General features: G+C 67.8%; 20 protein-coding genes. 11 read left to right on the top strand and 9 right to left on the bottom strand.

Annotation, left to right across the window (positions count from 1 at the left end):
* Positions 1 to 19 precede the first annotated feature (19 nt).
* Positions 20 to 1000 (bottom strand): alpha/beta hydrolase, encoded by a 981-nt coding sequence (locus JZ792_RS11030; RefSeq protein WP_216909577.1) that lies wholly within the window; start codon positions 998 to 1000, stop codon positions 20 to 22.
* 194 nt (positions 1001 to 1194) lie between these two features.
* Between JZ792_RS11030 and JZ792_RS11025 the strand changes: the two genes are divergently transcribed.
* The 3 genes from JZ792_RS11025 (at position 1195) to JZ792_RS11015 (ending at position 5008) form a co-directional block, all read left to right on the top strand.
* The gene (locus JZ792_RS11025; protein WP_216909575.1) at positions 1195 to 2598 is read left to right on the top strand and encodes a cellulase family glycosylhydrolase; all 1404 of its coding nucleotides are present in this window, start codon (positions 1195 to 1197) and stop codon (positions 2596 to 2598) included.
* A gap of 252 nt (positions 2599 to 2850) precedes the next feature.
* Positions 2851 to 3849 (top strand): acyl-CoA dehydrogenase family protein, encoded by a 999-nt coding sequence (locus JZ792_RS11020; protein ID WP_216909573.1) that lies wholly within the window; start codon positions 2851 to 2853, stop codon positions 3847 to 3849.
* Positions 3833 to 5008 carry an acyl-CoA dehydrogenase family protein gene (locus JZ792_RS11015; RefSeq protein ID WP_216909571.1) on the top strand — a complete coding sequence of 392 codons (1176 nt, stop codon included), beginning with the start codon at positions 3833 to 3835 and terminating at the stop codon, positions 5006 to 5008. The genes JZ792_RS11020 and JZ792_RS11015 overlap by 17 nt, the downstream gene beginning before the upstream one ends.
* A gap of 63 nt (positions 5009 to 5071) precedes the next feature.
* Here the strand turns inward: JZ792_RS11015 and JZ792_RS11010 are convergent, their stop codons facing one another.
* From JZ792_RS11010 to JZ792_RS10985, 6 genes are all read right to left on the bottom strand, one after another.
* The gene (locus JZ792_RS11010) at positions 5072 to 5605 is read right to left on the bottom strand and encodes a carboxymuconolactone decarboxylase family protein (RefSeq protein ID WP_216909569.1); all 534 of its coding nucleotides are present in this window, start codon (positions 5603 to 5605) and stop codon (positions 5072 to 5074) included.
* A 94-nt stretch (positions 5606 to 5699) separates the two neighbouring features.
* On the bottom strand, positions 5700 to 6383 hold the full coding sequence (locus JZ792_RS11005) for a TetR/AcrR family transcriptional regulator (protein WP_216909567.1): 684 nt from the start codon (positions 6381 to 6383) through the stop codon (positions 5700 to 5702).
* Between the two features lie 216 nt (positions 6384 to 6599).
* Positions 6600 to 7310 (bottom strand): SRPBCC family protein, encoded by a 711-nt coding sequence (locus JZ792_RS11000; RefSeq protein ID WP_216909565.1) that lies wholly within the window; start codon positions 7308 to 7310, stop codon positions 6600 to 6602.
* Between the two features lie 28 nt (positions 7311 to 7338).
* Positions 7339 to 7887, bottom strand: a complete 549-nt coding sequence (locus JZ792_RS10995; protein ID WP_216909563.1) for a (2Fe-2S)-binding protein — start codon at positions 7885 to 7887, stop codon at positions 7339 to 7341.
* Entirely contained in the window at positions 7880 to 8755 is an 876-nt protein-coding gene (locus JZ792_RS10990; RefSeq protein WP_216909561.1) for an FAD binding domain-containing protein, read from the bottom strand. The genes JZ792_RS10995 and JZ792_RS10990 overlap by 8 nt, the downstream gene beginning before the upstream one ends.
* A complete protein-coding gene (locus tag JZ792_RS10985) occupies positions 8752 to 11103 on the bottom strand; it encodes a xanthine dehydrogenase family protein molybdopterin-binding subunit (RefSeq protein WP_216909559.1) in 2352 nt (783 codons plus the stop codon). The genes JZ792_RS10990 and JZ792_RS10985 overlap by 4 nt, the downstream gene beginning before the upstream one ends.
* A gap of 421 nt (positions 11104 to 11524) precedes the next feature.
* Between JZ792_RS10985 and JZ792_RS10980 the strand changes: the two genes are divergently transcribed.
* The gene (locus tag JZ792_RS10980; RefSeq protein WP_216909557.1) at positions 11525 to 12637 is read left to right on the top strand and encodes an XdhC family protein; all 1113 of its coding nucleotides are present in this window, start codon (positions 11525 to 11527) and stop codon (positions 12635 to 12637) included.
* A 59-nt stretch (positions 12638 to 12696) separates the two neighbouring features.
* Here the strand turns inward: JZ792_RS10980 and JZ792_RS10975 are convergent, their stop codons facing one another.
* On the bottom strand, positions 12697 to 13533 hold the full coding sequence (locus JZ792_RS10975; RefSeq protein WP_216909555.1) for an SDR family oxidoreductase: 837 nt from the start codon (positions 13531 to 13533) through the stop codon (positions 12697 to 12699).
* Positions 13534 to 13633: 100 nt separating this feature from the next.
* Between JZ792_RS10975 and JZ792_RS10970 the strand changes: the two genes are divergently transcribed.
* Genes JZ792_RS10970 through JZ792_RS10955 form a run of 4 tightly spaced genes read left to right on the top strand, consistent with a single transcriptional unit; the run spans position 13634 to position 17646 of the window.
* Positions 13634 to 15211, top strand: a complete 1578-nt coding sequence (locus JZ792_RS10970; protein ID WP_109530625.1) for a methylmalonyl-CoA mutase family protein — start codon at positions 13634 to 13636, stop codon at positions 15209 to 15211.
* The gene (locus JZ792_RS10965; protein ID WP_216909553.1) at positions 15211 to 15609 is read left to right on the top strand and encodes a cobalamin B12-binding domain-containing protein; all 399 of its coding nucleotides are present in this window, start codon (positions 15211 to 15213) and stop codon (positions 15607 to 15609) included. Before JZ792_RS10970 ends, JZ792_RS10965 begins: the two co-directional genes overlap by 1 nt.
* A gap of 37 nt (positions 15610 to 15646) precedes the next feature.
* Positions 15647 to 16603 (top strand): LLM class F420-dependent oxidoreductase, encoded by a 957-nt coding sequence (locus tag JZ792_RS10960; RefSeq protein ID WP_216909551.1) that lies wholly within the window; start codon positions 15647 to 15649, stop codon positions 16601 to 16603.
* A complete protein-coding gene (locus tag JZ792_RS10955; RefSeq protein ID WP_216909549.1) occupies positions 16600 to 17646 on the top strand; it encodes a CaiB/BaiF CoA transferase family protein in 1047 nt (348 codons plus the stop codon). Before JZ792_RS10960 ends, JZ792_RS10955 begins: the two co-directional genes overlap by 4 nt.
* A 58-nt stretch (positions 17647 to 17704) precedes the next feature.
* Here the strand turns inward: JZ792_RS10955 and JZ792_RS10950 are convergent, their stop codons facing one another.
* Positions 17705 to 18760 (bottom strand): ferredoxin--NADP reductase, encoded by a 1056-nt coding sequence (locus JZ792_RS10950; protein ID WP_216909547.1) that lies wholly within the window; start codon positions 18758 to 18760, stop codon positions 17705 to 17707.
* Positions 18761 to 18835: 75 nt separating this feature from the next.
* Here JZ792_RS10950 and JZ792_RS10945 point away from each other — a divergent pair, with 75 nt between their 5' ends.
* Genes JZ792_RS10945 through JZ792_RS10935 form a run of 3 tightly spaced genes read left to right on the top strand, consistent with a single transcriptional unit; the run spans position 18836 to position 22227 of the window.
* A complete protein-coding gene (locus tag JZ792_RS10945; protein ID WP_216909545.1) occupies positions 18836 to 20269 on the top strand; it encodes a class I adenylate-forming enzyme family protein in 1434 nt (477 codons plus the stop codon).
* Complete coding sequence (locus JZ792_RS10940; RefSeq protein WP_216909543.1) at positions 20247 to 21152, top strand: acyl-CoA dehydrogenase family protein; 906 nt, start codon at positions 20247 to 20249, stop codon at positions 21150 to 21152. Before JZ792_RS10945 ends, JZ792_RS10940 begins: the two co-directional genes overlap by 23 nt.
* Positions 21139 to 22227 (top strand): acyl-CoA dehydrogenase family protein, encoded by a 1089-nt coding sequence (locus JZ792_RS10935; RefSeq protein WP_216909541.1) that lies wholly within the window; start codon positions 21139 to 21141, stop codon positions 22225 to 22227. The genes JZ792_RS10940 and JZ792_RS10935 overlap by 14 nt, the downstream gene beginning before the upstream one ends.
* Position 22228: the final 1 nt, after the last annotated feature.

Genomic DNA, 22228 nt, shown 5'->3' with positions numbered 1-22228 from the left:
ATCGACCTCGGTAGCGCGGTCAGGGTTGCGGTGCGCGGTGGGTCCGCAGGGCGTGGTCGAAGCGATCGAGCAGAAAAGCCGTGGCCCGCTTGGCGATCGGGGTCCAGACGGCGGCGTCGAACCCGTGGAACGCGCCGGGAAACAGCTGGAACTCGACCGGCACGCCCGCGGCGCGCAAGGCATCGACGTAGGCGATGGTCTCGTCGCGGAAAGGTTCGATGCCGCCGACGAAACTGATCGTCGGCGGCAGTCCGGTGAAGTCGGCGGCGCGTGCGGGTGCGGCGTAGGCGGGCACGTTCCCGCCGTAGAGATCGCCCAGGTAGAGACGCCAGGCCGATTCGTTGGTGACCGCGTCCCAGACCGGGGCGTTGTTGTCGACGGCGGAGTCGGTGCGGCCACGGTCATCGATCATCGGGTATATCGGCATCTGGAAGGCGATGGCGACCTCGCCGTGGTCGCGGGCATACAGCGACACCGCCGCGGTGAGACCGCCGCCCGCGGAGGCCCCGCCGACCGCCAGTCGGTCGGGGCGGACCCCGAGTTCGTCGGCGTGATCGCGCAACCACAGCAACACGTCGTAGCAGTCCTCGAGCGCCGCCGGATACGGCGCCAGGCGGCTGAGTCGGTAATCGGGGGAGACGATCACGCAATTGCCGGTGCGCACGAGTCTGCGCATGGCGGCGATTTCCCACTCCGGCGCGCCCATGGCGTAGCCGCCGCCGTGGATCCACAGGATTCCCGCCGCCTCCGGTGCCGGGTCGGGGCCGGTGACGATCAGAACGCGCAGGGGCGAGCCGTCGCGCCGGGTGATCCACCGTTCGCGGCGACGGATACCTCCGATCGGCACGGCGCGCGCGATCCGGTCCATGATCGGAGTCGGCTTCCGCAGGTCGTCGACGGTGCGCGCGCGTCCGGCCGCCCTGCCCAGCACCGCCGCCGCCCTTCGCAGGCCGGGATCGATCATCGTCTCGGTGACATGCATGGTGATTCGCTCTTTCACACGGTCGCCGCGCTCCGCGACAACAGGACGGCACGCGGGCTTGGAGTGTCGTGATCCCATCCGGTCGCGGAGATATAGCATTTCCGCATCAGCGGTGCCGTTGATTCGACGGCGGCCGCGTATCGGAGCTTCTCTCGCTCGAGTCGACGGTGCCGTACCGGGGCGGTCGGCGCACTCGTCGAAAGGTTTGCGCGATGACCCTCATGTCCTCGGCCGCGCGGTGTCTCGGGTTGGTCGTCTTGCTGCTCGGACTGACCGTACCGGCCTCGGCGACGCCGACGGCGTCGGATCTGGTGCAGGCGGGGCGCTGGCTCACCGACGAACAGGGCCGGGTGATCACCGTGCACGGTGTGAACATGGTCTACAAATACCCGCCGTACTTCCCCGCAGCGGGCGGTTTCGGTGAGGAGGACGCCCGGTACCTGGCCGAGCACGGTGTCAACGCGGTCCGGCTGGGGTTCGCCTGGAAGGCCGTCGAGCCGGAGCCGGGTGTCTACGACGACGACTACATCGCGCAGATCGCGCAGACCCAGGGTGTGCTGGCGGAGTACGGCATCTACAGTCTCATCGATTCCCATCAGGACGCGTTCAACGAATCGGTCGGCGCGAGCTGGAGCGGGTTCCCGAACTGGGCGACGTTCACCGACGGGTTCCCGTTGCAGCCCGATCCGGGCTTCCCGTTGGTCTACTTCGTCAGCCCCGCGCAGAACCAGACGTGGGCGAATTTCTATCGCAACCGCGCCGCGGCCGACGGCGTCGGAGTGCGGGATCATTACGCGGCCATGTGGGAGCAGGTCGCGCGACGCTTCGCCGACGAACCGTACGTGCTCGGCTACGACCTGATCAACGAGCCGTGGCCGGGGTGGGAATACCCGACCTGTTTCCCACAGGGCTGCCCCCGGTTCGAGAACGACGTCCTCGCCCCGTTCCAGGCCGAGGTGATGAATGCTATCCGCCGGGTCGACTCGAAACACGTGCTGTTCTACGAGCCTTCGGTGACCAACGACTTCGGCACTCCGAACTGGATGCCGAATCCGACCGGCGATCCGAACGCGGGGATGAGCTTCCACGACTACTGCGTGGGTCGGGACGACGCCTGTGTGAGCAGCGGATTGGATCGCGCCGACCGCGAGGGCGTCGTCGGGATGGTGACCGAATTCGGCGCGACCAGGGACTGGTCGAAACTGACCCGTCTCGGCGATCTCTACGACGACCGCATGGTCTCCTGGATGCTCTGGTCCCTGTCGCAGAACCAGACGCCGGGTCATCCGCAGGAACCGCCCACCGGCCCCGACCTGATGGACCCGGCGATCGTGCGGGCCTATCCGCAGGCGGTCGCGGGCACTCCGCTGCAATGGCGCTACGACAGCGCGACCGGCGCTTTCACCCTGCGCTACCGCGCCGTTCGCGTCGATTCCGGCCAGCCGTTCCCCCTCGGAGCCCGGACCGAGGTGTCGCTGCCGCGGAGCATCTACCCCGGCGGCTACGACGTCGACGTCCAGGGCGCCGATGTCGTCTCCGAACCCGACGTCCCGATGCTCGAACTGACCGCCGCCCCCGGGCAGGACCCGGTGACGGTGACGGTCACGCGGCGGTGATCGACGCCGAGGACGCGGCGAACGTCCTCGGCGTGCGACGCCGACAGTCCGACTACGCGGGTGAATCGGGTCGTGTCTCTTGTCGGATATATGCGGTGCCCGTGCGCGCCTAGGCGGTTCAGTGGTGGATGTCAAGCCTGCGGGGGCGGGAAATCGGCGTGGTCAGAGGGGGAATCAGATCGGTCCTTTCGGAATTGAGAATGTTATTCTCATGGAAGTACATCTTCATTCCGCGAAAGGAGGGAGGCTGAGATGCTGTTCGAGTTCGACGCCGACCAGCGACTATTGCGCGATACGGTGCGTGAGGTCACGGCTAGAGAGTGCCCACCGGCGCTCATTCGAGACATCGTCGACAAGGACCTCGACGCCGGTCAGCTATGGCAGACCTACGTCGGTCTCGGCTGGACCGAACTGACGGATCCGGACCTCGCCGTGGAATTGGCCATCGTGCTCGAGGGCCTCGGTCGGGCCACCGATCCCACGCCCTTCCTCGCGTCGGTCTCGCAGTTCGCCCCCCTCGTTCCCGACGCGGGAGCGATCGATCGGCCCGGTACCGCCGTGTATTCGGGTGTGGTGCCCAGCCGCGACGGCGCGGGCTGGCGGTTGAACGGCACCGCGCGCCACGTGCTCGACGGTGACCGCGCCGAGCAGTTCGCGGTGGTCACGCCCGCAGGTGTCTTCGTCGTGCCCGCGTCCGCGGTCACCGCGCGCCGCACCGCGATCTTCGATCCGGTGCTGCATGTCGCCGAGGTCACCTTCTCCGATGTGTCGGTCGGCAACGCCGACCGCAGCGGTATCGACACCGAACGCGCGCGTCAGCACGCGCTGACCGGCATGGCCGTGACCACCGTCGGCGCCTGCCAGCGGATTCTGGATCTGGTCCTCGAACACGTCCGCACCCGCAAGCAGTTCGACGCCGCCATCGGATCGTTCCAGGCCGTCAAGCACAAGGCCGCCGATATGCACATCGCGATCGAACGCGCCCGCGCGCTCGGCTATTTCGCCGCGCTGTGCCTGGCCTCCGACGACCCGCGCAGGCGGCTGGCGGCCTCGATGGCCAAGGCGTCGGCGGGCGAATGCCAGTCCGTGGTGTTCCGGCACGGGGTTCAACTCTTCGGCGCCATGGGGTTCACCTGGGAAAATGACCTACAGTTCGCGCTCAAGCGAGCCAAGGCCGGCGAGTTGCTGCTCGGCGGCGCGGCCGAGCACCGGGCGCTGATCTCCGAGGAGTACCGTGCAGCTCACGTTTGATTCCGATGTCGAGGAATTCCGGGCCGAATTCGTCGCCTTCCTCGACGCCAACCTGCCCGGCGAGGACGTCGCCGTCGAGCGGTCCGGATCCAGCGCCGACGTTCCGGAGTGGGCACGGCAGTGGCAGCGGCTGATGTTCGACAGCGGTTGGCTGCTGCCCGCCAATCCGCCCGAGTTCGGCGGGCGCAACGCCACGCTGATCCAGCAGTACGTGCACCTGGAAGAACTGTCCAAGCGGCGGATCTACCACAGCTTCAACCCGCAGGGCCTCGGCATCATCGCGGCTTCGCTGCTGTCGTTCGGCACCGAGGAGCAGAAGCGACGCTGGGCCGTGCCGATCCTGCGCGCGGAGATCACCGCCGCGCTCGGCATGAGCGAGCCGGGCGCCGGTTCGGACCTGGCAGGGCTGCGCACTCGCGCGGTTCGCGAGGGCGACGAATTCGTCGTCGACGGCCAGAAGGTCTGGACCTCGGGCGCGCACGACGCCGATGTACTGCTCACCTTCGTGCGCACCGATCCGACCGCGCCCAAGCACAAGGGCATCAGCGTGCTGCTGATCCCGACCGATTCGCCCGGTGTGACCAGGCGGCCGTTCCCCTCGGTGTGCTCGCCCGACGATCTGGACTTCAACGAGGTCTACTTCGAGGGCGTCCGGGTGCCCGCCGAGAATCTCATCGGCGAGGTCAACGGCGGCTGGTCGGTGGCGAACGGGTCGCTCGGACACGAGCGCACGCTGCTGTGGCTGAGTTTCGCCGATCGGCTCGAGGATCTGCTCGGTGATTTCCGTCCGCACAGCGTGCAGGATCACGATGCCTTCGCGAAGCTGGTCATGGACAACCAGGCGCTGCGGCTGCTCGGCTCGGCGGCCCTGGCCAGGGAAGCGCGCAACGAGCAGGACGTGCCCGCGCTGTCGATCCTGAAGGTGCTCGGTTCGGAGGCGATCCAGACGGCCTCCGAACAGGCTCTGTACTCGGTCGGGCTGGAAGGGCTCGCGCATCCGACCCTGAGCTCGCCGCCGAGTCGGATGTCGCTGGATCACTTCTCGTCGGGGTGGTTCGAGCGCTACATGCGTAGTTTCGCCGGCACCATCGCGGGCGGCACCTCCGAGATCCAGCGCACCATCATCGCCGAGCGGGTGCTCGGCCTGCCGCGCGCCTGAGCGCGGATAGACAGTTCGGGGGCGGTACGCGATTCGCGTACCGCCCCCGAGTCGTCGGCGGGGTCAGTGCCGGGTGTCGACCTCGATGCCGAAGGTGTTGATCGCCGACGCCAGCATGGCGTACGCGCCGACGGTGAAGACGAAATCCATGATCTGGCGCTCGCTGAAGCGTTCGCTCAGCGCGGCCCACGTCTCGTCGGACAGATTCGACTTCTCGTCGAGTTCGTCGACCGCCCGCAGGATGGCGAGATCGAAATCGTCGGTGATCTGGGCGTTGCCGCGCGCCGCCTCGACCTCGGTCTCGGTGAGTCCGGCGTCGATGCCCATCCTGGCGTGATGGTCCCACTCGTAAGCGCAGTTGCGGCGGTAGGCCACACGCAGGATTGCCAGTTCACGCAGGCGCTCGGTGAGCGTGGACCGGAACAGCAGGTGCACGTTGAACGTCAGGAACGCCTTGGTCAGCGCGGGGTGGCGCGCCATGGTCGTGAGCACATTGCCCGCCTTCTCGGCGTTGCGGCGCTCGGCGGGCAGCATGCGGGACAACGCGCTGATCACTTCGTCGTCCCACTCTTCCTCCGGAAGGGGTCCCAATCTCATCGCGTCCTCCTGATCACCTAGCGAGAATGCGATTTGCATTCTTGACTAACACATTTTCAAAACCGTGTCCCCCAGTCAAACCACCGTGCGCACCTCAGGTGAGCAGGCGATCCTCCGCCTCGTCGGAGCGGGCGGTGATGCCGTTGGCGCAGAAGTTCCACACCTCGGCGGCGCTGAGCGGTCGGGCGTCGGCGTCCACGCTCGCGGGCTGGGAGATGAACATGACGGTATGCATGGTCATCGCGGCCAGCCTGCGCGGGTTCGCGTCGCGTTGCAGCCGCGTCGACTTGTTCGCCTCGGTCATCAGCTCGGTGAACAGCGTGAACAGCGCCGCGTGCGCCATGCGCACCTCTGCGGGATGCGAGCTGAGCAGCTGCGGGGCGAATTCGGTGAACAGCGGCCGCTTGGCGTCCGGGTCGGGACGGCAGAGCTGGAAGAGCAGTTCGACCGCGGTGCGCAACTTCTCCAGCGGTTCGACGCTGTTGCTGGTCGCGGCACGGATCTGCTCGACGGTCCGGCCGAGCGCGTCCTCGTAGAGCGCGAGCAGCAGTTCGTGTTTCCCGTCGAATTGCAGGTAGAAACTGCGCAGCGACTGTCGCGACCGGTCGACGACCTCCTGCACCGTGAAGTCGGTGCTGCCCTTCTCGGTGATGATCGCCTGCGCCGCGTCGAGGAAGCGCTGAACCCGTTGACTCGCACGGATTTTGGCCGTCCGGAGCGAGCGGTCCACCGCGCGTTGCTTCCACGCGGGCACGTTGCCTTCATCGGTACGGCTCATAGAGACCTCGAGCCGGTGCATCGATGGGCGGAAGCCCTCCGGAGGATGAACATCATTGAATAGTACCGGAAGGGAAGGAACATTCTACTGATTCGTATATCTCAATTCTTATTAGAAAGATCGAGACTATCCAAAATCAAGAACTACGTTCTCAGGCCCGGTGGGGCGCGTATCCGGCCTCGCCCCTGACGAGGCCGGTACGGAAGACCGCGCCGATCAGGCCGTCGGCTTGGACGAACGCCTGCGGAGCAGCACCGCGAGCAACAGCGCCGCGAGCCCGGCGAAGGCGAGGCCGCCGAGTTTGGTCGCGTTGCCCGCTCCCGCCGCGGCGAGCAGATCGATCGGCTCGGCCGGTTTACGGGGCGCCGACGAGGTCGGCGCCGTGGCGGTGGACGCCGAGGACGCGGCCGGGCTCACCTGCTCCGACGGCGGGACGGCGGCCAGAGTCGGCGGCGCGGGTTCGCCGCCGGGCGCCCCCTGTGTCGAGGCGGTGATCTCCTCGGCCAGGTTGGCGGCGAACTGGCCGATCAGCGTTCCGGCCACGTCCGCGAGCGCGCCACGCCCGAACTGGGCGGGTTTGCCGGTGATCGCCAGATCCGTGTCGACGAAAACCTCGGTGATGCCGTCGGTTTCGACCAGGCGGCAGGTGATGGTCGCCTTGGCCGTTCCGTTGCCACGGGTCTCGCGGCCGCGACCCTCCAGCACGGCGATGCCGCCGTCCTCGTCCTGGAACACGACCTTGATGACACCGCTGTAGCTCAGGCCGACGGGACCGAGCTTGACCTTGATCTTGCCGTGGTAGTCGTCGCCCTCCTTGGAGGTGATGGTCGCGCCGGGCACACAGGGGGCGAGGCGTTCCAGATCGAGCAGCACCGGGAAGGCCTGCGCTGCGGGGACGGGAATCGTGAAGGTGTTGTCGAGTTTCATTGGTGTCCTTCAGAGGTCACGCGGATGTTCACGACTGCCGCGCCGCGGCGTCGGTCGTCTCCGCATCGTTCGCATCGGAATTGTTCGTCCGGTCGCCGTGCGCGTCGGCGATGGAATCGGCCGCGGCGCGAACGGCCCGGATGATGCCCTGGTATCCGGTGCACCGGCAGAGGTTGCCCGAGATCGCGTCGCGGATCTCGGGTTCGGTCGGGTCCGGGTTCTCGCGCAGGAAGGCGGTGGCCGACACGATGAAGCCGGGGGTGCAGAAACCGCATTGCAACCCGTGTTCGGCACGGAACGCGGCCTGCACGGGGGACAGGGTGCCGTCGGGGGCCGCGATGCCCTCGACCGTGGTGAGTTCGGCGCCGTCGGCCTGCACGGCGAAGATCAGGCAGGCCCGGACCGCGTCGCCGTCGAGCATGACGGTGCACGCGCCGCACACACCGTGTTCGCAGCCCAGGTGGGTTCCGGTCAGCCCGCATTTCTCGCGCAGGTAGTCGGCCAGGGTCAGTCGCGGCGCCACGATGTCGCGGCGCGACGCACCGTTGATCGTGACCTCGATCTCGATATCAGTCATCGCTCGCCTCCTCTACGGCACGACGCCACGCGCGCACCACCATTGCCGCGCCGACCCTGCGCCGATAGTCGGCGGAGCCGTGCACATCCGATGTCACCGAATCCAGTCCCGCCGTGGCGGACCGGCCGATTTCCTCGACGTCGATATCGTCGATCGAACGGCCGACGAGTCCGGCCTCGGTGGTTCTGGCCCGCACCGGTGTCGGAGCCAGTCCGATCAGTCCGATCGCGGCGCTCTCGATCCGCGAATCCGCGTCGAGGCGGACCGCGATCGCCGCTCCCGCCATCGCGAAATCGCCACTGCGGCGGGTGAATTCCTCGATGGCGTAGCCGCAGCGGCCACGCCGGACCTGGAATCCGATCGCGGTGACGATCTCGTCGGCCTCCAGATCCGTCGACCACATGCCGGTGAAGAATTCGGCGGCCGGGACGACGCGGCGGCCACGGGGCGACAGCGTCTCGATCTCGGCGTCCAGCGTCAGTGCCACCGTCGGATATTCACCCGCCGGGTCGGCGTGGGCGATCGCGCCGCCGATGGTGCCGCGATTGCGGATCTGGAAATGCCCGATGTGCGGGGTTGCCCGCGCCAGCAGCGGCACCGCGCGCCGCACCTCCTCGGACCGGCCGACGTCGGCATGGGTCGTCCCCGCCCCGATCCACACCGTGTCGCCGCTGGTCCGGATGCCGCGCAATTCGGTCACCTTGCGCAGGTCGACCAAATGGTCGAAGACCGCCAGCCGCAACGCCAGCATCGGCATCAGACTCTGACCGCCCGCGATGATCTTGGCCTCCTCGCCGAGGTCGGCGAGCAGGGTCACGGCCTCCTCGGCGGTGGCGGGGGCGTGGTATTCGAAGGCCGCCGGTTTCATGCGGGACCCTTTCCGGCGGCGCGCGCCTCGTCGAGCATCGACACGATCGTGGCGGGGGACAGCGGCAGTTTCGAGATCTCCACACCGAACGGCGACAGCGCGTCGGCGACGGCGTTGAGGATCGCCGGTGTCGAACCGATCGCCCCGCCCTCCCCGACGCCCTTGAAACTGCCCGGCCCCGGGCTCGGGGTCTCGACGTGACCGACCTCGATGCGCGGCACCTCCGACGCCGTCGGCATCAGGTAGTCGAGGAAGGTGGTGGCGACCGGGTTGCCGCTCTCGTCGTAGGCGAGATTCTCGTAGAGCGCGCCGCCGATGCCCTGCACGGTGCCGCCGTAGATCTGGCCCTCGACCACGGCCGGGTTGATCATGGGGCCGCAGTCCTCGCTGACGATGTAGCGCAACAGTGTCACCTCGCCGGTCTCGATATCGACCTCGCAGGTGCACAGGTGGGTGGCATTGGCCCAGATCGCCATCTGCGTGGTCTTGTGCCGTCCGACGGCCTCGAGACCGGGCGGTATGCCCGGCGGCAGCGCGTCGGCCTGGAGGTAGGCGATCTCGGCGATCTCGGCCAGTGTGAGCACCTTGTCGGGGTTGCCGACCACGGTGGCCCTGCTGGCCGCGAACTCGATCTCGTCCACGGCGACGCCGAGACGATGCGCGGCGATCGCGATGATGCGCTCGCGCAGGGGCGCGGCCGTCGCGGCGATCGCGCCTGCGGTCATCGAACCGGAGCGACTGCCCTGGGTGCCGCCGCCGAAGGGGGTGACGGCGGTATCGCCCTGCACGGTGCGCACATCGGCGATATCGGCGCCGAGCGCGTCGGCGGTCAACTGGACGACGGTGGTCTCGATGCTGTTACCCGCCGAACCGCCCGCGACGAAGACGTTGACCTTGCCGCTGGGCGCGATCCGGATGGTGGCGCCCTCGGTGCTCAGGAACGGACTCGCGCCCGCCGTCGGCTCGATATAGGTGCAGGTGCCGACGCCGAGGTAGCGGCCTTCGGCGCGGGCGGCGCGCTGCTGGGCGCGGAACGCGTCGTAGTCGAGCATCTGGACCGCCTGCTCCAACGTCTCCATCGGGGAGGCGTTGTCGTAGACCATGCCGTTGGGGTTGGGGAAGGGGAATTCGTCGCGGCGCAGGATATTTCGTCTGCGCAATTCGATCGGGTCGATACCGATCCGGCGTGCGGCGTGATCGAGCAGCACTTCGCGGGCCACCGACTCGAACTGCCACGGTCCGCGGTAGGCGATGCGGCCGACGGTGTTGGAGTAGAGGAATTTCGCGTGGAAGGAGGCGTTCGTGACCCGGTAGGGGCCGGGGAACAGCATGCCGACCGGAACGCCGCCGGTGATCGGTGAAGGCGTCGGGTAGGCGCCGACGTTCTGCGTGTGCTCGATGGAGGCGGCCAGGATCTTGCCATCGTCGTCGAAAGCCATTCCGACAGAAGCGTGTTCGTGTCGCGACATCCCGGCGGACATGAGATTTTCCTGCCGGTCCTCGATCCATTTCACGGCCGAGCCGAGTGTGCGCGCCGCCAGCAGCACGCAGGCCTCTTCGCGCAGCGGCGCGACCTTCATGCCGAAGCCGCCGCCGGTGTCGCGGGCCAGGACGCGCACCTGGTGCTCGTCTATGCCGAGCAGTCGCGCGGTGAAACCGCGGACCTCGAAGGGGGATTGGGTGGAGGCCCAGATCGTCATCTCCGAGGTGGGGATCGACCATTCCGCGACGATGCCCCTTGTCTCCATCGGCACCGGCGAATAGGCCTGCTGGAAGATCTGCTGGCGCACCACGTGGGCGGCCGAGTCGAAGATCGGCGCGAGGTCCGAGGCCGGGCGGCCGCCGATCTCGCCCGCGGAATTACCGGCGAAACCGGCGTGCACGAGGTTCGGTGATTCGCCCGCGGTGATGTAGTCGACCACCGGGTCGAGCGGTTCGTAGTCGATGATCACCTGTTCGACGGCGTCCTCGGCGATGTAGCGATCGACGGCGATCACGAGGACCACCGGGTCGCCGACGAAGCGGACCTCCTCCTCGGCCAGCGGCGGACGCGGCACCGGCGGCATGCCGACCATGTCGAGTCCGTAGGAGATCTGGTGCGCGGTGGGATTGAGGTCGGCGGCGGTGTAGACGGCCAGTACGCCGTCGAGTTCGAGCGCGCCGGAGACGTCGATGTCGCCGATGCGCGCGCGTGGCAGCGGGCTGCGAACGAAGCACGCGTGCACCATGCCGGGGCGCGTGACGTCGTCGACGAAGGTGCCCGCTCCGGTGACCAGGCGCGCGTCCTCGACCCGGGGTACCCGGGAGCCGACGACGCCGGTGCTGGGTGGGGTGTGCGTGCGGGTCATCTCGCGGGTCTCCGGCCGTATCCGCCGTCCACCCCGATGGGCTGCCTGGAAGAAGTCATCCGGCTGGTACTCCGTTCACCTCGGATGCCGACCGGTGCCGCCCCGCGCGGGCTTCGGCGCCGTCGGCGAGTTCGGACATCGTGAGGGGCATCGTGATCGGAGGTCGGGGTCGGGCGCGCGGGCCGGGGCTGCGGGCCGCTCGCGGGACGACGGGTGCCGTTCGTGGATGCTGAACATGTGTTTAGCATTGAGATTCGCGGGATGTCAACCGCCTATGCCGTAAACGGATATGTCGCTAGAATCGTACGAGAATTGTATTCTCGCTGACAGTGCGACGTGATCGGAGTCCCTGGCAGGCTCCCATCCGATCGGCGGCGGGCCGTTCTCGCGGGCCGGAGCCGATGACTGCGAGAGGACTCCCATGCGTGAACTCGGTGCGCATCTGCTGCGATGGCATGCCGCGGGAGCCTCGTATGTGCTGGCCACGGTGGTCGGCGTGACCGGAAGCGCGCCGCGCCCGCCCGGGGCGACGATGGCCGTCGACGCCGAGGGCAATATTCGGGGGAGTCTGTCCGGAGGATGCGTCGAGGGCGCGGTCCTCGAATTGTGCGGTCGAGTGCTCGAGACCGGTGAACCAGTCCGCGAGATTTTCGGATACAGCGATAGCGACGCCTTTGCCGTCGGCCTGACCTGTGGCGGCGAGTTGGAGATTCTGGTCCATCGGATCACCCCGGACCGGTATCCGATCATCGAAGCCGTACTCGAAGCCGTACTCGATGCCGACGGTGGACCGGTCGCACTCGTGCGCGATCTGGAGTCGGGGGAGATGCTGGCGCTGCGCCCGGACAGCGTGGTCGGGCCCGACGCCGACCCGACGCTCGTGGCTCGGGCGCGGGCCATGCTCGACACCGCGAGCACCGCGGTGCGGGTGATCGGCTGCGCTGATCGGGAAAGAACGGTTTTCATAGAATCGTTCGCGTCGCCCCCGCGCATGCTGGTCTTCGGCGCGACGGATTTCACCACCGCGCTGTGCCGGGTCGGCCGGTTGCTCGGCTATCACGTCACCGTGTGCGAGGCGCGTCCCGCTTTCGCCGATCCGGCCAGGATGCCCGACGCGCACGAGGTCGTGCGGGAATGGCCGAACACCTATCTCGCGCGCACCCACGTCGACGCGCGCACCGTGATCTGCGTGCTGACCCACGATCCGAAATTCGACATTCCCGTACTGGTCGAGGCGCTGCGACGTCCGGTGGCCTATGTCGGCGCGATGGGGTCGCGGCGCGCGGACCGGGAACGCAGGCTGCGATTGCGCGCGGCCGGACTGGGCGACGAGCAGTTGCGTCGGCTGCGTTCGCCGATCGGCCTCGAACTCGGCGGGCAGACGCCGGAGGAGACCGCCGTCGCGATCGGCGCGGAGATCGTCGCCGTGCGACGGGGTGGTTCGGCGCGGCCACTGTCGGTGACCGATCGCCCCATTCATCCGGGTGGCCTCGTGTCCGGCGTGACACCGGCCGAGCAACTCGCCGCGGGGTGAACATCGAGGGGCTCGAGGTGCGGTTCCCGGCCGATACCGCCGGGAACCGCGCTCGTGGATCAGGCGTCGAGGAAGAGGTCGAGAGTGGGGTTGTCGCCGCCGCCGTAGCGGGACATATCGTCGATGCCGGTGAAGCGTTTCACCGCGTCCTCGTCGATGAAGGTGTTCCCGGTGATCTTGCCCGAGGGCTGGGTCATGATCGCGACGGCGGCGTCGGCCATGATGCGCGGGCTGCGGGCGGCGTTCAGGCGCTCCTCGCCGTTGTCGAGATTGGCGACCGCCGAGGTGGCGATATAGGTCTGCGGCCACAGGCAGTTGAAGCCGATCGCGGCGTCGGCGTACTCGGTGGCCCAGCCGAGGGTCAGCAGGCTCATACCGTATTTCGACACGGTGTAGACCGGGTGCGCGCCGAGCCAGTACGGATTCATGTTGATCGGGGGCGCGATGGTCAGCACGTGGGCGTTGGCCGATTTGCGCAGGTGCGGCAGGCATGCCTTGGTCAGCAGGAAGGTGCCGCGGATATTGATGTCCTGCATCAGGTCGAACTTCTTGGCCGAGAGCTGCTCGGTCGGGTCGGTGGCGATGGCGCTGGCGTTGTTCACGACCAGGTCGACGCCGCCGAACCGTTCGACGGCGAGGTCGACGGCCCGCTGGACGTCCTCTTCGTTACGCACGTCGCCGACCACCGCCGCGGCGTGTCCGCCCGCGGCCTCGACATCGGCGGCCGCGGTGTGGACCGTTCCGGGCAGTCGCGGATGCGGTTCGCCGGTCTTGGCGAGCAGCACGACGTTCGCGCCCTGCTCGGCGGCGGCGAGGGCGATCGCCAGCCCGATTCCGCGGCTCGCGCCGGAGACGACCAGCGTGCGGTCGGTCAGTTGTCGTTCCTGATCGGACATCGTTCTCCTCAGTCCCGAGAGTGTCCCGAGAACATTTTGCGGTCTCGTTCACACCAAACGGTATTGGCATTCTCCTAAAGCGAAAGTATCGTATTCAATGATGAACAACCAAGTGCAGACCTCGTCCGGAATCCCGCTGGAGCCGATCTACGGACCGGATGACCGGCGCGGTGACCCGCCCGACCCGGGCGCTTATCCCTTCACGCGCGGAAACTTCGCCACCGGCTACCGGGGGCGACTGTGGACTTTCCGGCAGTACTCCGGTTTCGGAACCGCCGAAGAGTCCAATGAGCGATACCGCTACCTGCTCGGGCAGGGCGGTACCGGCTTGTCGGTCGCGCTCGACCTCCCCACCCAATGCGGGTACGACTCCGACGACCCCGAGGTGAGTGAGGAAGTCGGCCGCGTCGGTGTCGCGGTCGACACCCTCGCCGACGCCGAGGTGCTCTTCGACGGCATCCCGCTGGACAAGATCAGCACGAGCTTCACGATCAACGGCACCGCCGCGATCCTGCTGGCCTTCTACGTGGCCGCCGCGGAGAAAAAGGGTGTGCCCAGGGAGAAGCTGACCGGCACGATCCAGAACGACATCCTCAAGGAATACGCCTCGCGCGGCACCTGGATCTGGCCGCCGGAGCCCTCGCTTCGCCTGATCGCCGACACCATCGAGTTCTGTGCCGCGGAGGTACCGCGGTTCAACGCGATCTCGGTGGCCGGGGCGCATTTCCGCGACGCGGGCGCGACCGCCGTGCAGGAGATGGCGTTCACGCTGGCCGACGGCGTCACCTACTGTGACACCGTCGTCGAGCGCGGCCGGATGACGATCGATCAGTTCGCCCCGCAGATCTCCTTCTTCTTCTACACCCACGGCGATTTCTTCGAGGAGATCGCGAAGTACCGCGCGGGCAGGCGTCGCTGGGCGACCCTGGTGCGCGAGCGGTACGGCGCGACCACCGACAAGGCCTCGATGTTCCGCTTCGGCTGTGTGGCCGGCGGCGCCTCGCTGTACGCGCCGCAGGCCCAGAACAACCTGGTCCGCGTCGCCTACGAGGCGCTGGCCTCGGTGCTCGGCGGGGTGCAGTCGATGTTCACCGCCGCGTGGGACGAGCCGTTCGCGCTGCCGAGCGAGGATTCGGCCACCCTGGCGCTGCGCACCCAGCAGGTGCTGGCCTACGAGACCGGCGTCACCCGGGTCGCCGACCCGCTCGGCGGCTCCTACTTCGTGGAAGCGCTCACCGACGCCACCGAGGAGAAGATCATCGAGATCATGCGTGACCTCGACGATCACGGCGGCATGGTGCGCTGCATCGAAGACGGTTACCTCCAGGGCCTCATCGCCGACGAGGCGTTCAAACTCCACCACGAGGTGGAGAAGGGCGAACGCCCGGTGGTCGGTGTCAACAAATTCGTCTCCGACGAACCCGCCCCCGATATCGGTACCTACGAACTCGACGCCGAGGGGCGCGAGCGACAGCTCAAGCGACTGGCGCGGGTGAAAGCCGAACGTGATCCCGCCGCCGTTCGCGACACCCTTGCCGCGCTCTCGCGCGGCGCCGAAGGAGACGACAACCTGATGCATCGCCTGATCGATTGCGCCAACGCCTACTGCACGGTCGGTGAGATGACCGCCGCGCTGAAGTCGGTATGGGGCGAATTCCAGCAGCCGGTGGTGTTCTGATGCCCGCTCGCGTAATGGTCGCCAAACCAGGTCTGGACGGACACGACCGCGGCGCGAAGATCGTCGCCCGTACGCTGCGCGACGCCGGATTCGAGGTGGTCTACACCGGGATTCGCCAGCGTGTGGAGGACATCGTCTCCATCGCCTTACAGGAGGACGTCGCCGTCGTCGGCCTCAGCATCCTGTCGGGCGCGCACGTCGCACTCACCGCCCGCGTGGTGAACGCGCTGCGCGAGGCCGACGCCGGTGATATCGCGGTGGTCGTCGGCGGGACCATCCCGCAGGCCGACGTGCCGAAACTGCTGGAGGCCGGTGCGAAGGCAGTGTTCCCGACCAGCACCCCGCTCGAGACGCTCGTCACCGAGATTCGCGCACTGACCGGAACACCGGCCCCGTGATCCAACGGATGCCGACGACACACAGCTTGGAGGAACAGTGCGCATCGGAGTAATGATCGGGCCGGAGAAGGGTGACTCCGGGCGCAAGCTCGAGCGCATGCTCCGCGATATCGAGTGGGCCGAATCGGCGGGGATGGACACCGCGTGGATCCCGCAGATCCCCACCGATTTCGACGCCCTGATCACGATCGCCGCGATGGGTTTGAAAACCTCGCGTATCGAATTGGGTACCGCCGTGGTGCCGTTGCAGGCGCAGCATCCCATCGCGCTGGCCCGCCAAGCGTTGTCGGCACAGGCCGCTGCCGGGGGCAGGTTGGCGCTCGGCGTCGGCCCGTCGCACCACTGGATCGTCAGCGATATGCTCGGCCTGCCCTACGACAAGCCCGCCGCCTACACCCGCGACTACCTCGAGGTGCTCAACGCGGGCCTGGTCGGTTCGGGTTCGGTGGACGTGGAGAACGACACGTTCACGGTGCACAACCCCCTCGATCTCGGCCCGGTCGCCCCGGTGCCGGTGCTGATCGCCGCGCTGGGACCGGTGATGCTGCGCATCGCGGGCGAGCAGGCCGACGGCACCGTGCTGTGGATGGCCGACGAGCGCGCCATCGAGAGCCATATCGTCCCCAAGATCAGCAAGGCCGCCGCGGACGCGGGCAGGCCCGCGCCGCGCGTGGTCGCCGGACTTCCGGTCTGCCTGTGCGAACCCAACCGGGTCGACGAGGCGAAGGCGCGCGCCAATCGCATTCTCGCCGAGGCCGAGGTCTCGCCGAACTACCAGCGTCTGCTGGATCAGGGGTCGGCGCAGAACGTCGGCGATATGTGTATCGCCGGTGACGAGAAGCAGATCGAGGCCGGTCTGCGGCGCTACGCCGACGCGGGTGCGACGGATATGTCGATCCGGCTGTTGCCGATCGGTGAGACCCGCGACGAACTGGTGGCGTCCAAGCAGCGCACCAGGGAGATGATCGCGGCGCTTGCCCAGGAGCTGCGATGAGCGTTCCGAATTCCGGCCCGCTGGCCGGAATTCGGATACTCGAGGTCGGCACCATGCTCGCCGGTCCGTACGCGACGATGATGCTCGCCGATCTCGGGGCCGAGGTCACCAAGGTGGAGCCCGCGACCGGCGATATCTCACGACAGGTCAGCGACAGCTATTTCGCCAGCCTCAACCGTGGGAAGCGGAGCGTCCGTATCGAGATCGGTAGCGAGGCGGGCCGCGCCCGTCTCGGTGAACTGGTCGGGCAGTCGCACGCGCTGCTGGTGAATCTGAAGCCGTCGGCTATTCGGCGACTCGGCCTCACCTACGAGGCGCTGCGGCAGCACAACGAGAAGATCGTCTGCGTCGCGATCACCGGATACGGGCTCTACGGCGGCGACGATCCGGCGTTCGACTACATCGTCCAGGCCGCCGCGGGTATCGCGGCGCTCACCGGCGATCCGACGGGTCCGCCGACCCTGCCCGGCTATTCGTCGGCCGACAACTCGACCGGCCTGACCGCCGCGCTCGGCCTGCTGGCCCAGATCGTGTCCGGTCGGGGCGGGCAGGTGGATGTCTCGCTCTACGAGACGATGCTGTCGCAGTTGAACTACCACGCCGCCGCCTACCTCAACGACGGTAAGCGACCGGAGCGCCGCCCCCACGGCGCGCATTCGTATTACGTTCCGGCCCAGATCTTCCCGACGGCGCAGGGCTACCTCGCGCTGTTCGTGACCCACGACGGGTTCTGGAAGACCTTCGCCGCCGAGGCGGGTGTCGACGGGTTCGAGCTGATGGCGGATCGCGCCGCGCGTCGCACCGAGGTGCTCGACGCGGTCACCACCGCGTTGGCCGCCGATACCGCGGTCGGCTGGGAAGCGCGCCTGCGCCCGTTGGGCATTCCCGCCGCCGCGGTGCGGGATCTGCCGGAGGCGTTGGACACCAGTCCGGACGCGGTGGTGACGGCGGGACAGTTCCGTCTGGTCGGCAATCCGATCCGGATCGACGGGTACGAGCCCGCGTACGGCCCGCCGCCTCGGCTCGGTGAGCACGACGACTGAGTCCGTGCGCGACGAAACCCTGGGGCGGCCCGTGATATTCACGGGCCGCCCCCTCGGTTCACTGGTCGTAGTCGACGGTGATCGATTCGCTGTCGGGCACCGCCTGGCAGGTCAGGACGTAGCCGTCGTCGACCTCGTCGTCGGTCAGGGCCTGGTTGGCGCGCATCGTCGCGTGGCCCGCGGTCACCTTGGCCATGCAGGTGGCGCAGTTGCCCGCCTCGCACGAGAACGGCGGGGTGAAACCGGCACGGCGGGCGCTCTCGAGCAGCGTCTCGCCCTCCTTGCGCGGTACCGACTTCTTCTTGCGCTTGAGGGTGATATTGACATTGCCCAGTTCGACCGCGGCCTCGGTGGGCGACGGGCTCTGCACGGGCGCGGTCGCGACGGTGTCGGGCGTCGCCTCCACGGTCTCGCCCGGAATCGGCGCGGCGGCGCCGAATCGCTCGCTGTGCACCAGACCCGGTCCCGGCAGCGCGAGTTCGATCATCTCCATGAACGCCTCGGGGCCGCAGATGTAACTGTCGCCGTGGCCGTCGGCGCCGACGAAGGTCTTGATCGCCTCGGCGTCGAGGAAACCCGCCGTGGAATCCAGGTGCCTGATCACTTCCAGCCTGCCGGGGTACTTCTGGGCCAGCTCCTTCAGAGCTGTGTCGAAGATCACCGAATCCGCGTCGCGATCGGCGCACAACAACCGAACCGATCGGTCGGTCGTCGCCAGTGCGGATTTGGCCAGCGACAGGATCGGGGTGATACCGCTGCCGCCACTGAAACCCAGCAGCGGGACATCGGTCTCGCGCAGGCAGAACCGGCCCGCCGCCCTGGTCACCTCGACTTCGTCACCCTCGGTGAGGTTGTCGTGCATCCAGTTCGACACCGCGCCGCCCGGCACCCGTTTGACCGTCGTCATCAGCTCACCATCGGTTTCGGGTGCGCTGGACATCGAATACGCGCGATACAGCTCGGTGCCGTCGACGGTGACCTTGAATGTGCAGAACTGCCCGGCTGTGTAGGAGATCGGCCCGTCGTGCGGCGCGAGCACGAACGTCCGGGCGTCGACGCTCTCCTTCACGATCCGGGTCACCGTCGCGCGCTGGAACAAAGAGGGTCTCGCCATGAGCCGCAGCCTCCTGGTATTAAGGTTCTAGTAGTAAGAGAATTATATTCTCACTCACGAGACGGGATCTCTCAAATGTCGCCAGGAAGCAAGTCGAGTGCGCTCGACTTCGAGGGGCGGTCCTACTCACGGGACGACCTCGACGACCTCGCGGCAGGTTTGGCGGACGAACTGGCCGCCGAGGGTGTGCGAACCGGTGATCGGGTGGCGCTCATGTCGTCCAACCGTCCCGAATTCGTGATCGCGGTGCTGGCGATCTGGCGACTCGGCGCGGCCGTCGTCCTGCTGAGTCCGGCCTGGAAACACGACGAGGTCGCGCACGCGCTCGCGGTGACCGGACCGACCCGCGCGGTCGGCGACAACCCGGTGCTCGGCGCGCTGCTGCCGATGCGCGATCTCGACCGCCCGATATCCCCGCGTGCCGCCGACACAACGTCGCCCGATCCCGCCGCCGACGCGGTGCTGGTGTTCAGTTCCGGCACCACGGGCCTGCCGAAGGCGGTCCGCCACACCCACGCTTCGCTGGCCTTCGGGGTGCGGCAGTGGATCGAGGTGCTCGGACTCACCGGCGCGGACCGCATCCAGATCGCCACCCCGCCCTCCCATATCCTCGGGCTGCTCAATATAGTGACCGCGCTCCAGGCGGGCGCGTGGATGCGGCTGCACCGCCGCTTCGACCTGGACACCATGCTCGGCTGTATCCGGGACGACCGGATCACCATCGAGATGGCCGTCGCGCCGATCGCCCTCGCCATCGCGTCACATCCGAAACTCGAAACTTTCGATTTGAGTTCGCTGCGCTACATCATGTGGGGCGCCACCCCGGTCACCGCCGCCGTCGCCGAACAGGTCACCGCGCGCACCGGGGTGCGCTGGCTACCCGCCTACGGTGCGAGCGAATTACCCGTGATCGCCTGCAATCCGCTCGACGGCGCACGCCTGGACACCGTCGGCAAGGCCGCGCCGGGAGTTCGCGTGCGCGTGGTGTCACTCGACACCGGCGAGGTTCTCGCGGCCGGGCAGACAGGCGAGATCCAGTGCCGCGCGGACTCGGTGATGGCGGGGTATCTGCCCGCCGAGGCGACCGCGAGCGCGTTCGACGACGGCTGGTACCGCACCGGCGACGTCGGCCACGTCGACGACGACGGCTGGATCCGGCTGACCGACCGGGCCAAGGAGATGATCAAGGTCCGCGGATTCCAGGTCGCCCCCGCCGAGATCGAGGCCGTCCTGCACGGCCATCCGCTCGTGCGCGACTGTGCCGTGTTCGGCGTCCCCGCCGAGGACGGCGAATCCGTCGTCGCCGCGGTAGCGGTTGTGGACACCGCCGCGATAGCGGACGCGGACACCCTCACCGAAGACGAACTGATCGCCCTGGTCGGTACCCGACTGGCCACCTACAAGCGGCCGCGCCGGGTCGTCTTCGTCCCCGAAATTCCCCGCCTGCCGTCCGGCAAGGTGTTGCGTCGAGTCCTGAAGGAGCGCTATGGACGTCCGTCTGACCAGTGAACAGCGGCAACTGCGCGATGCCGCAGCCAAATTGGCCGATGATCTAGGTCCTGGATCGGTCGCCGAACTCGATGACGAGAAACGCCGCGCGCGGCTCGAGCGGGCGGTCGATGTCGCCGGCTGGCGAGCCCTGCGCACCGACGGCGCCTCCGGCGTCGAAGTCGCCATCGTGGCCGAGGAATTCGGTCGTCGTCTGATCGACGTCGCGTTCCTCGGCCCGGTACTGGCCGACGATCTGTACGGCAAACCCGCCGAGGACGGCGACACCTGGACCGTCGCCGTCGGTGAGCGCGCGATCGACGCGCGCGATCGCGGCCGGGCGCTGTTCGTCGAGGACAACAGCCTTTTCGCGATCTCGGTCGGCGACGCCGCCCCCGGCGCGGATCTCACCCGGCACAAGGCGCACCTGACCGGTGACCGCGAACATATCGGCGAGCTGTCGGCCGATCAGGTCATCCAGTGGCAGGCCCTCGCCGTCACCGTGACGACGGCGGACCTGCTCGGCGTCGCCCGCGGCGCACAGGATCTGGCGGTCGAATACGCCAAGATGCGTGAGCAGTACGGCAAGACCATCGGGTCCTACCAGGCCGTCGCGCATCTGCTCGCCGAGAGCCAGGCCCTGATCGAGGGCTCGGTCAGCGTGCTGCGCCACGCGGCATGGGCCGTGGACGAATTGACCCCCGCCGAGGCGTTGCGCGCCGCGCGGATCGCCAAGCTCTACACCGCTCGTGCCGCGCGCACCATCTGTGAGACCTCGATCCAGGTGCACGGCGGCATCGGCAACACCTGGGAATGTCTCGCGCACGTCTACCTGCGTCGCGCGCTGACCTCGACCGAACTGTTCCCCGTACGTCTGGAGGAGATCGACCTTGGACTTTCGTGATTCACCGCAGGAGGCCGAATTCCGCACGCGACTGCGGAACTGGCTCGCCGAGATTGCCGGGACCTTCCCGACCTCGGGTGACGAATACTGGGCCAAACAGGGTGAGTGGCACCGCGCGCTGTACGAGGCGGGATTCTTCGGGACCTCGTGGCCCGAGGAATTCGGCGGCCAGAACCTGCCGCCCGTCTTCGACGTCATCGTCGACGAGGAACTCGCGGTCGCGGGCGCGCCGCCGCGGCCCAGCCTCGGATATCTGGTCCAGGGACTCGGCAGGCACGGCAGCAAGGAATTGCAGCAGCGCTTCCTGCCCGGTCTGATCAACGGCACCGAACGCTGGTGCCAGGGCTTCTCCGAGCCGGGCGCCGGTTCGGACCTGGCGTCGTTGTCGACCACCGCGACCCGCGACGGCGACAACTACATCATCCACGGTCACAAGATCTGGACCAGCTACTCCGATGTCGCCGACTGGTGTCTGCTGCTGGCGCGGACCGATTCGACCGTGGCACGCCACAAAGGCATCTCGGCGTTCCTCATCTCGATGCATCAGCCCGGTATCGAACAGCGTCCGCTCAAGATGATCAGCGGTGTGACCAAGGAATTCGGCCAGGTCCTCTTCGACGGCGCGGTCGTGCCCGCCGACCAGATGGTCGGCGAACCGGGCGACGGCTGGAAGATGGCGATGACCGTCGTCGGTCACGAACGTGAACCCTCGACCCTCGGTTTCGCGGCGCGCTACGGAAAACTGGTGCGCCAGATGTCGGCTCGCGTCGACGGCCGGAATCCCGACGAACTGGCCTGGGCCGCGGTCGAGGTGGAGATGTTGCGTCTGCACGTGCGCCGTCGGCTGTCCGAACAGCTCGACGGTGTGGTCCACGGACCCGACGGCTCGCTCGACAAATTGCTGATGACCTGGGTCGATCAAGCGGTGGGGCACGCGGCGCTCGCCGTCGGCGGCACCGACGACACCGAACTGATGGGCAGCTACTTCTACAGCCGGGCCCAGAGCGTCATGGGCGGCACCTCGCAGATCCAGAAGAACATCATCGCCTCGCGCATTCTCGGACTAGGAGTTTGAC

Source organism: Nocardia noduli (genome assembly GCF_019038455.1).
In the GTDB taxonomy this organism is placed as follows: domain Bacteria; phylum Actinomycetota; class Actinomycetes; order Mycobacteriales; family Mycobacteriaceae; genus Nocardia; species Nocardia noduli.
The sequence above is the reverse complement of the archived record's forward strand: the minus strand, read 5'-3'. Positions and strand labels throughout refer to the sequence as shown.

Bases quoted from the DNA above. Each gene is read 5' to 3' on its own strand.
- JZ792_RS11005 (WP_216909567.1), bottom strand. From the start codon at position 6,383: ATGAGCCGTACCGATGAAGGCAACGTGCCCGCGTGGAAGCAACGCGCG.
- JZ792_RS10975 (WP_216909555.1), bottom strand. From the start codon at position 13,533: ATGTCCGATCAGGAACGACAACTGACCGACCGCACGCTGGTCGTCTCC.
- JZ792_RS10940 (WP_216909543.1), top strand. From the start codon at position 20,247: ATGGACGTCCGTCTGACCAGTGAACAGCGGCAACTGCGCGATGCCGCA.
- JZ792_RS10945 (WP_216909545.1), top strand. From the start codon at position 18,836: ATGTCGCCAGGAAGCAAGTCGAGTGCGCTCGACTTCGAGGGGCGGTCC.
- JZ792_RS10970 (WP_109530625.1), top strand. From the start codon at position 13,634: ATGAACAACCAAGTGCAGACCTCGTCCGGAATCCCGCTGGAGCCGATC.
- JZ792_RS10990 (WP_216909561.1), bottom strand. From the start codon at position 8,755: ATGAAACCGGCGGCCTTCGAATACCACGCCCCCGCCACCGCCGAGGAG.
- JZ792_RS11025 (WP_216909575.1), top strand. From the start codon at position 1,195: ATGACCCTCATGTCCTCGGCCGCGCGGTGTCTCGGGTTGGTCGTCTTG.
- JZ792_RS10950 (WP_216909547.1), bottom strand. From the start codon at position 18,760: ATGGCGAGACCCTCTTTGTTCCAGCGCGCGACGGTGACCCGGATCGTG.
- JZ792_RS11010 (WP_216909569.1), bottom strand. From the start codon at position 5,605: ATGAGATTGGGACCCCTTCCGGAGGAAGAGTGGGACGACGAAGTGATC.
- JZ792_RS10955 (WP_216909549.1), top strand. From the start codon at position 16,600: ATGAGCGTTCCGAATTCCGGCCCGCTGGCCGGAATTCGGATACTCGAG.
- JZ792_RS10980 (WP_216909557.1), top strand. From the start codon at position 11,525: ATGCGTGAACTCGGTGCGCATCTGCTGCGATGGCATGCCGCGGGAGCC.
- JZ792_RS10995 (WP_216909563.1), bottom strand. From the start codon at position 7,887: ATGACTGATATCGAGATCGAGGTCACGATCAACGGTGCGTCGCGCCGC.
- JZ792_RS11020 (WP_216909573.1), top strand. From the start codon at position 2,851: ATGCTGTTCGAGTTCGACGCCGACCAGCGACTATTGCGCGATACGGTG.
- JZ792_RS10985 (WP_216909559.1), bottom strand. From the start codon at position 11,103: ATGACCCGCACGCACACCCCACCCAGCACCGGCGTCGTCGGCTCCCGG.
- JZ792_RS11000 (WP_216909565.1), bottom strand. From the start codon at position 7,310: ATGAAACTCGACAACACCTTCACGATTCCCGTCCCCGCAGCGCAGGCC.
- JZ792_RS10965 (WP_216909553.1), top strand. From the start codon at position 15,211: ATGCCCGCTCGCGTAATGGTCGCCAAACCAGGTCTGGACGGACACGAC.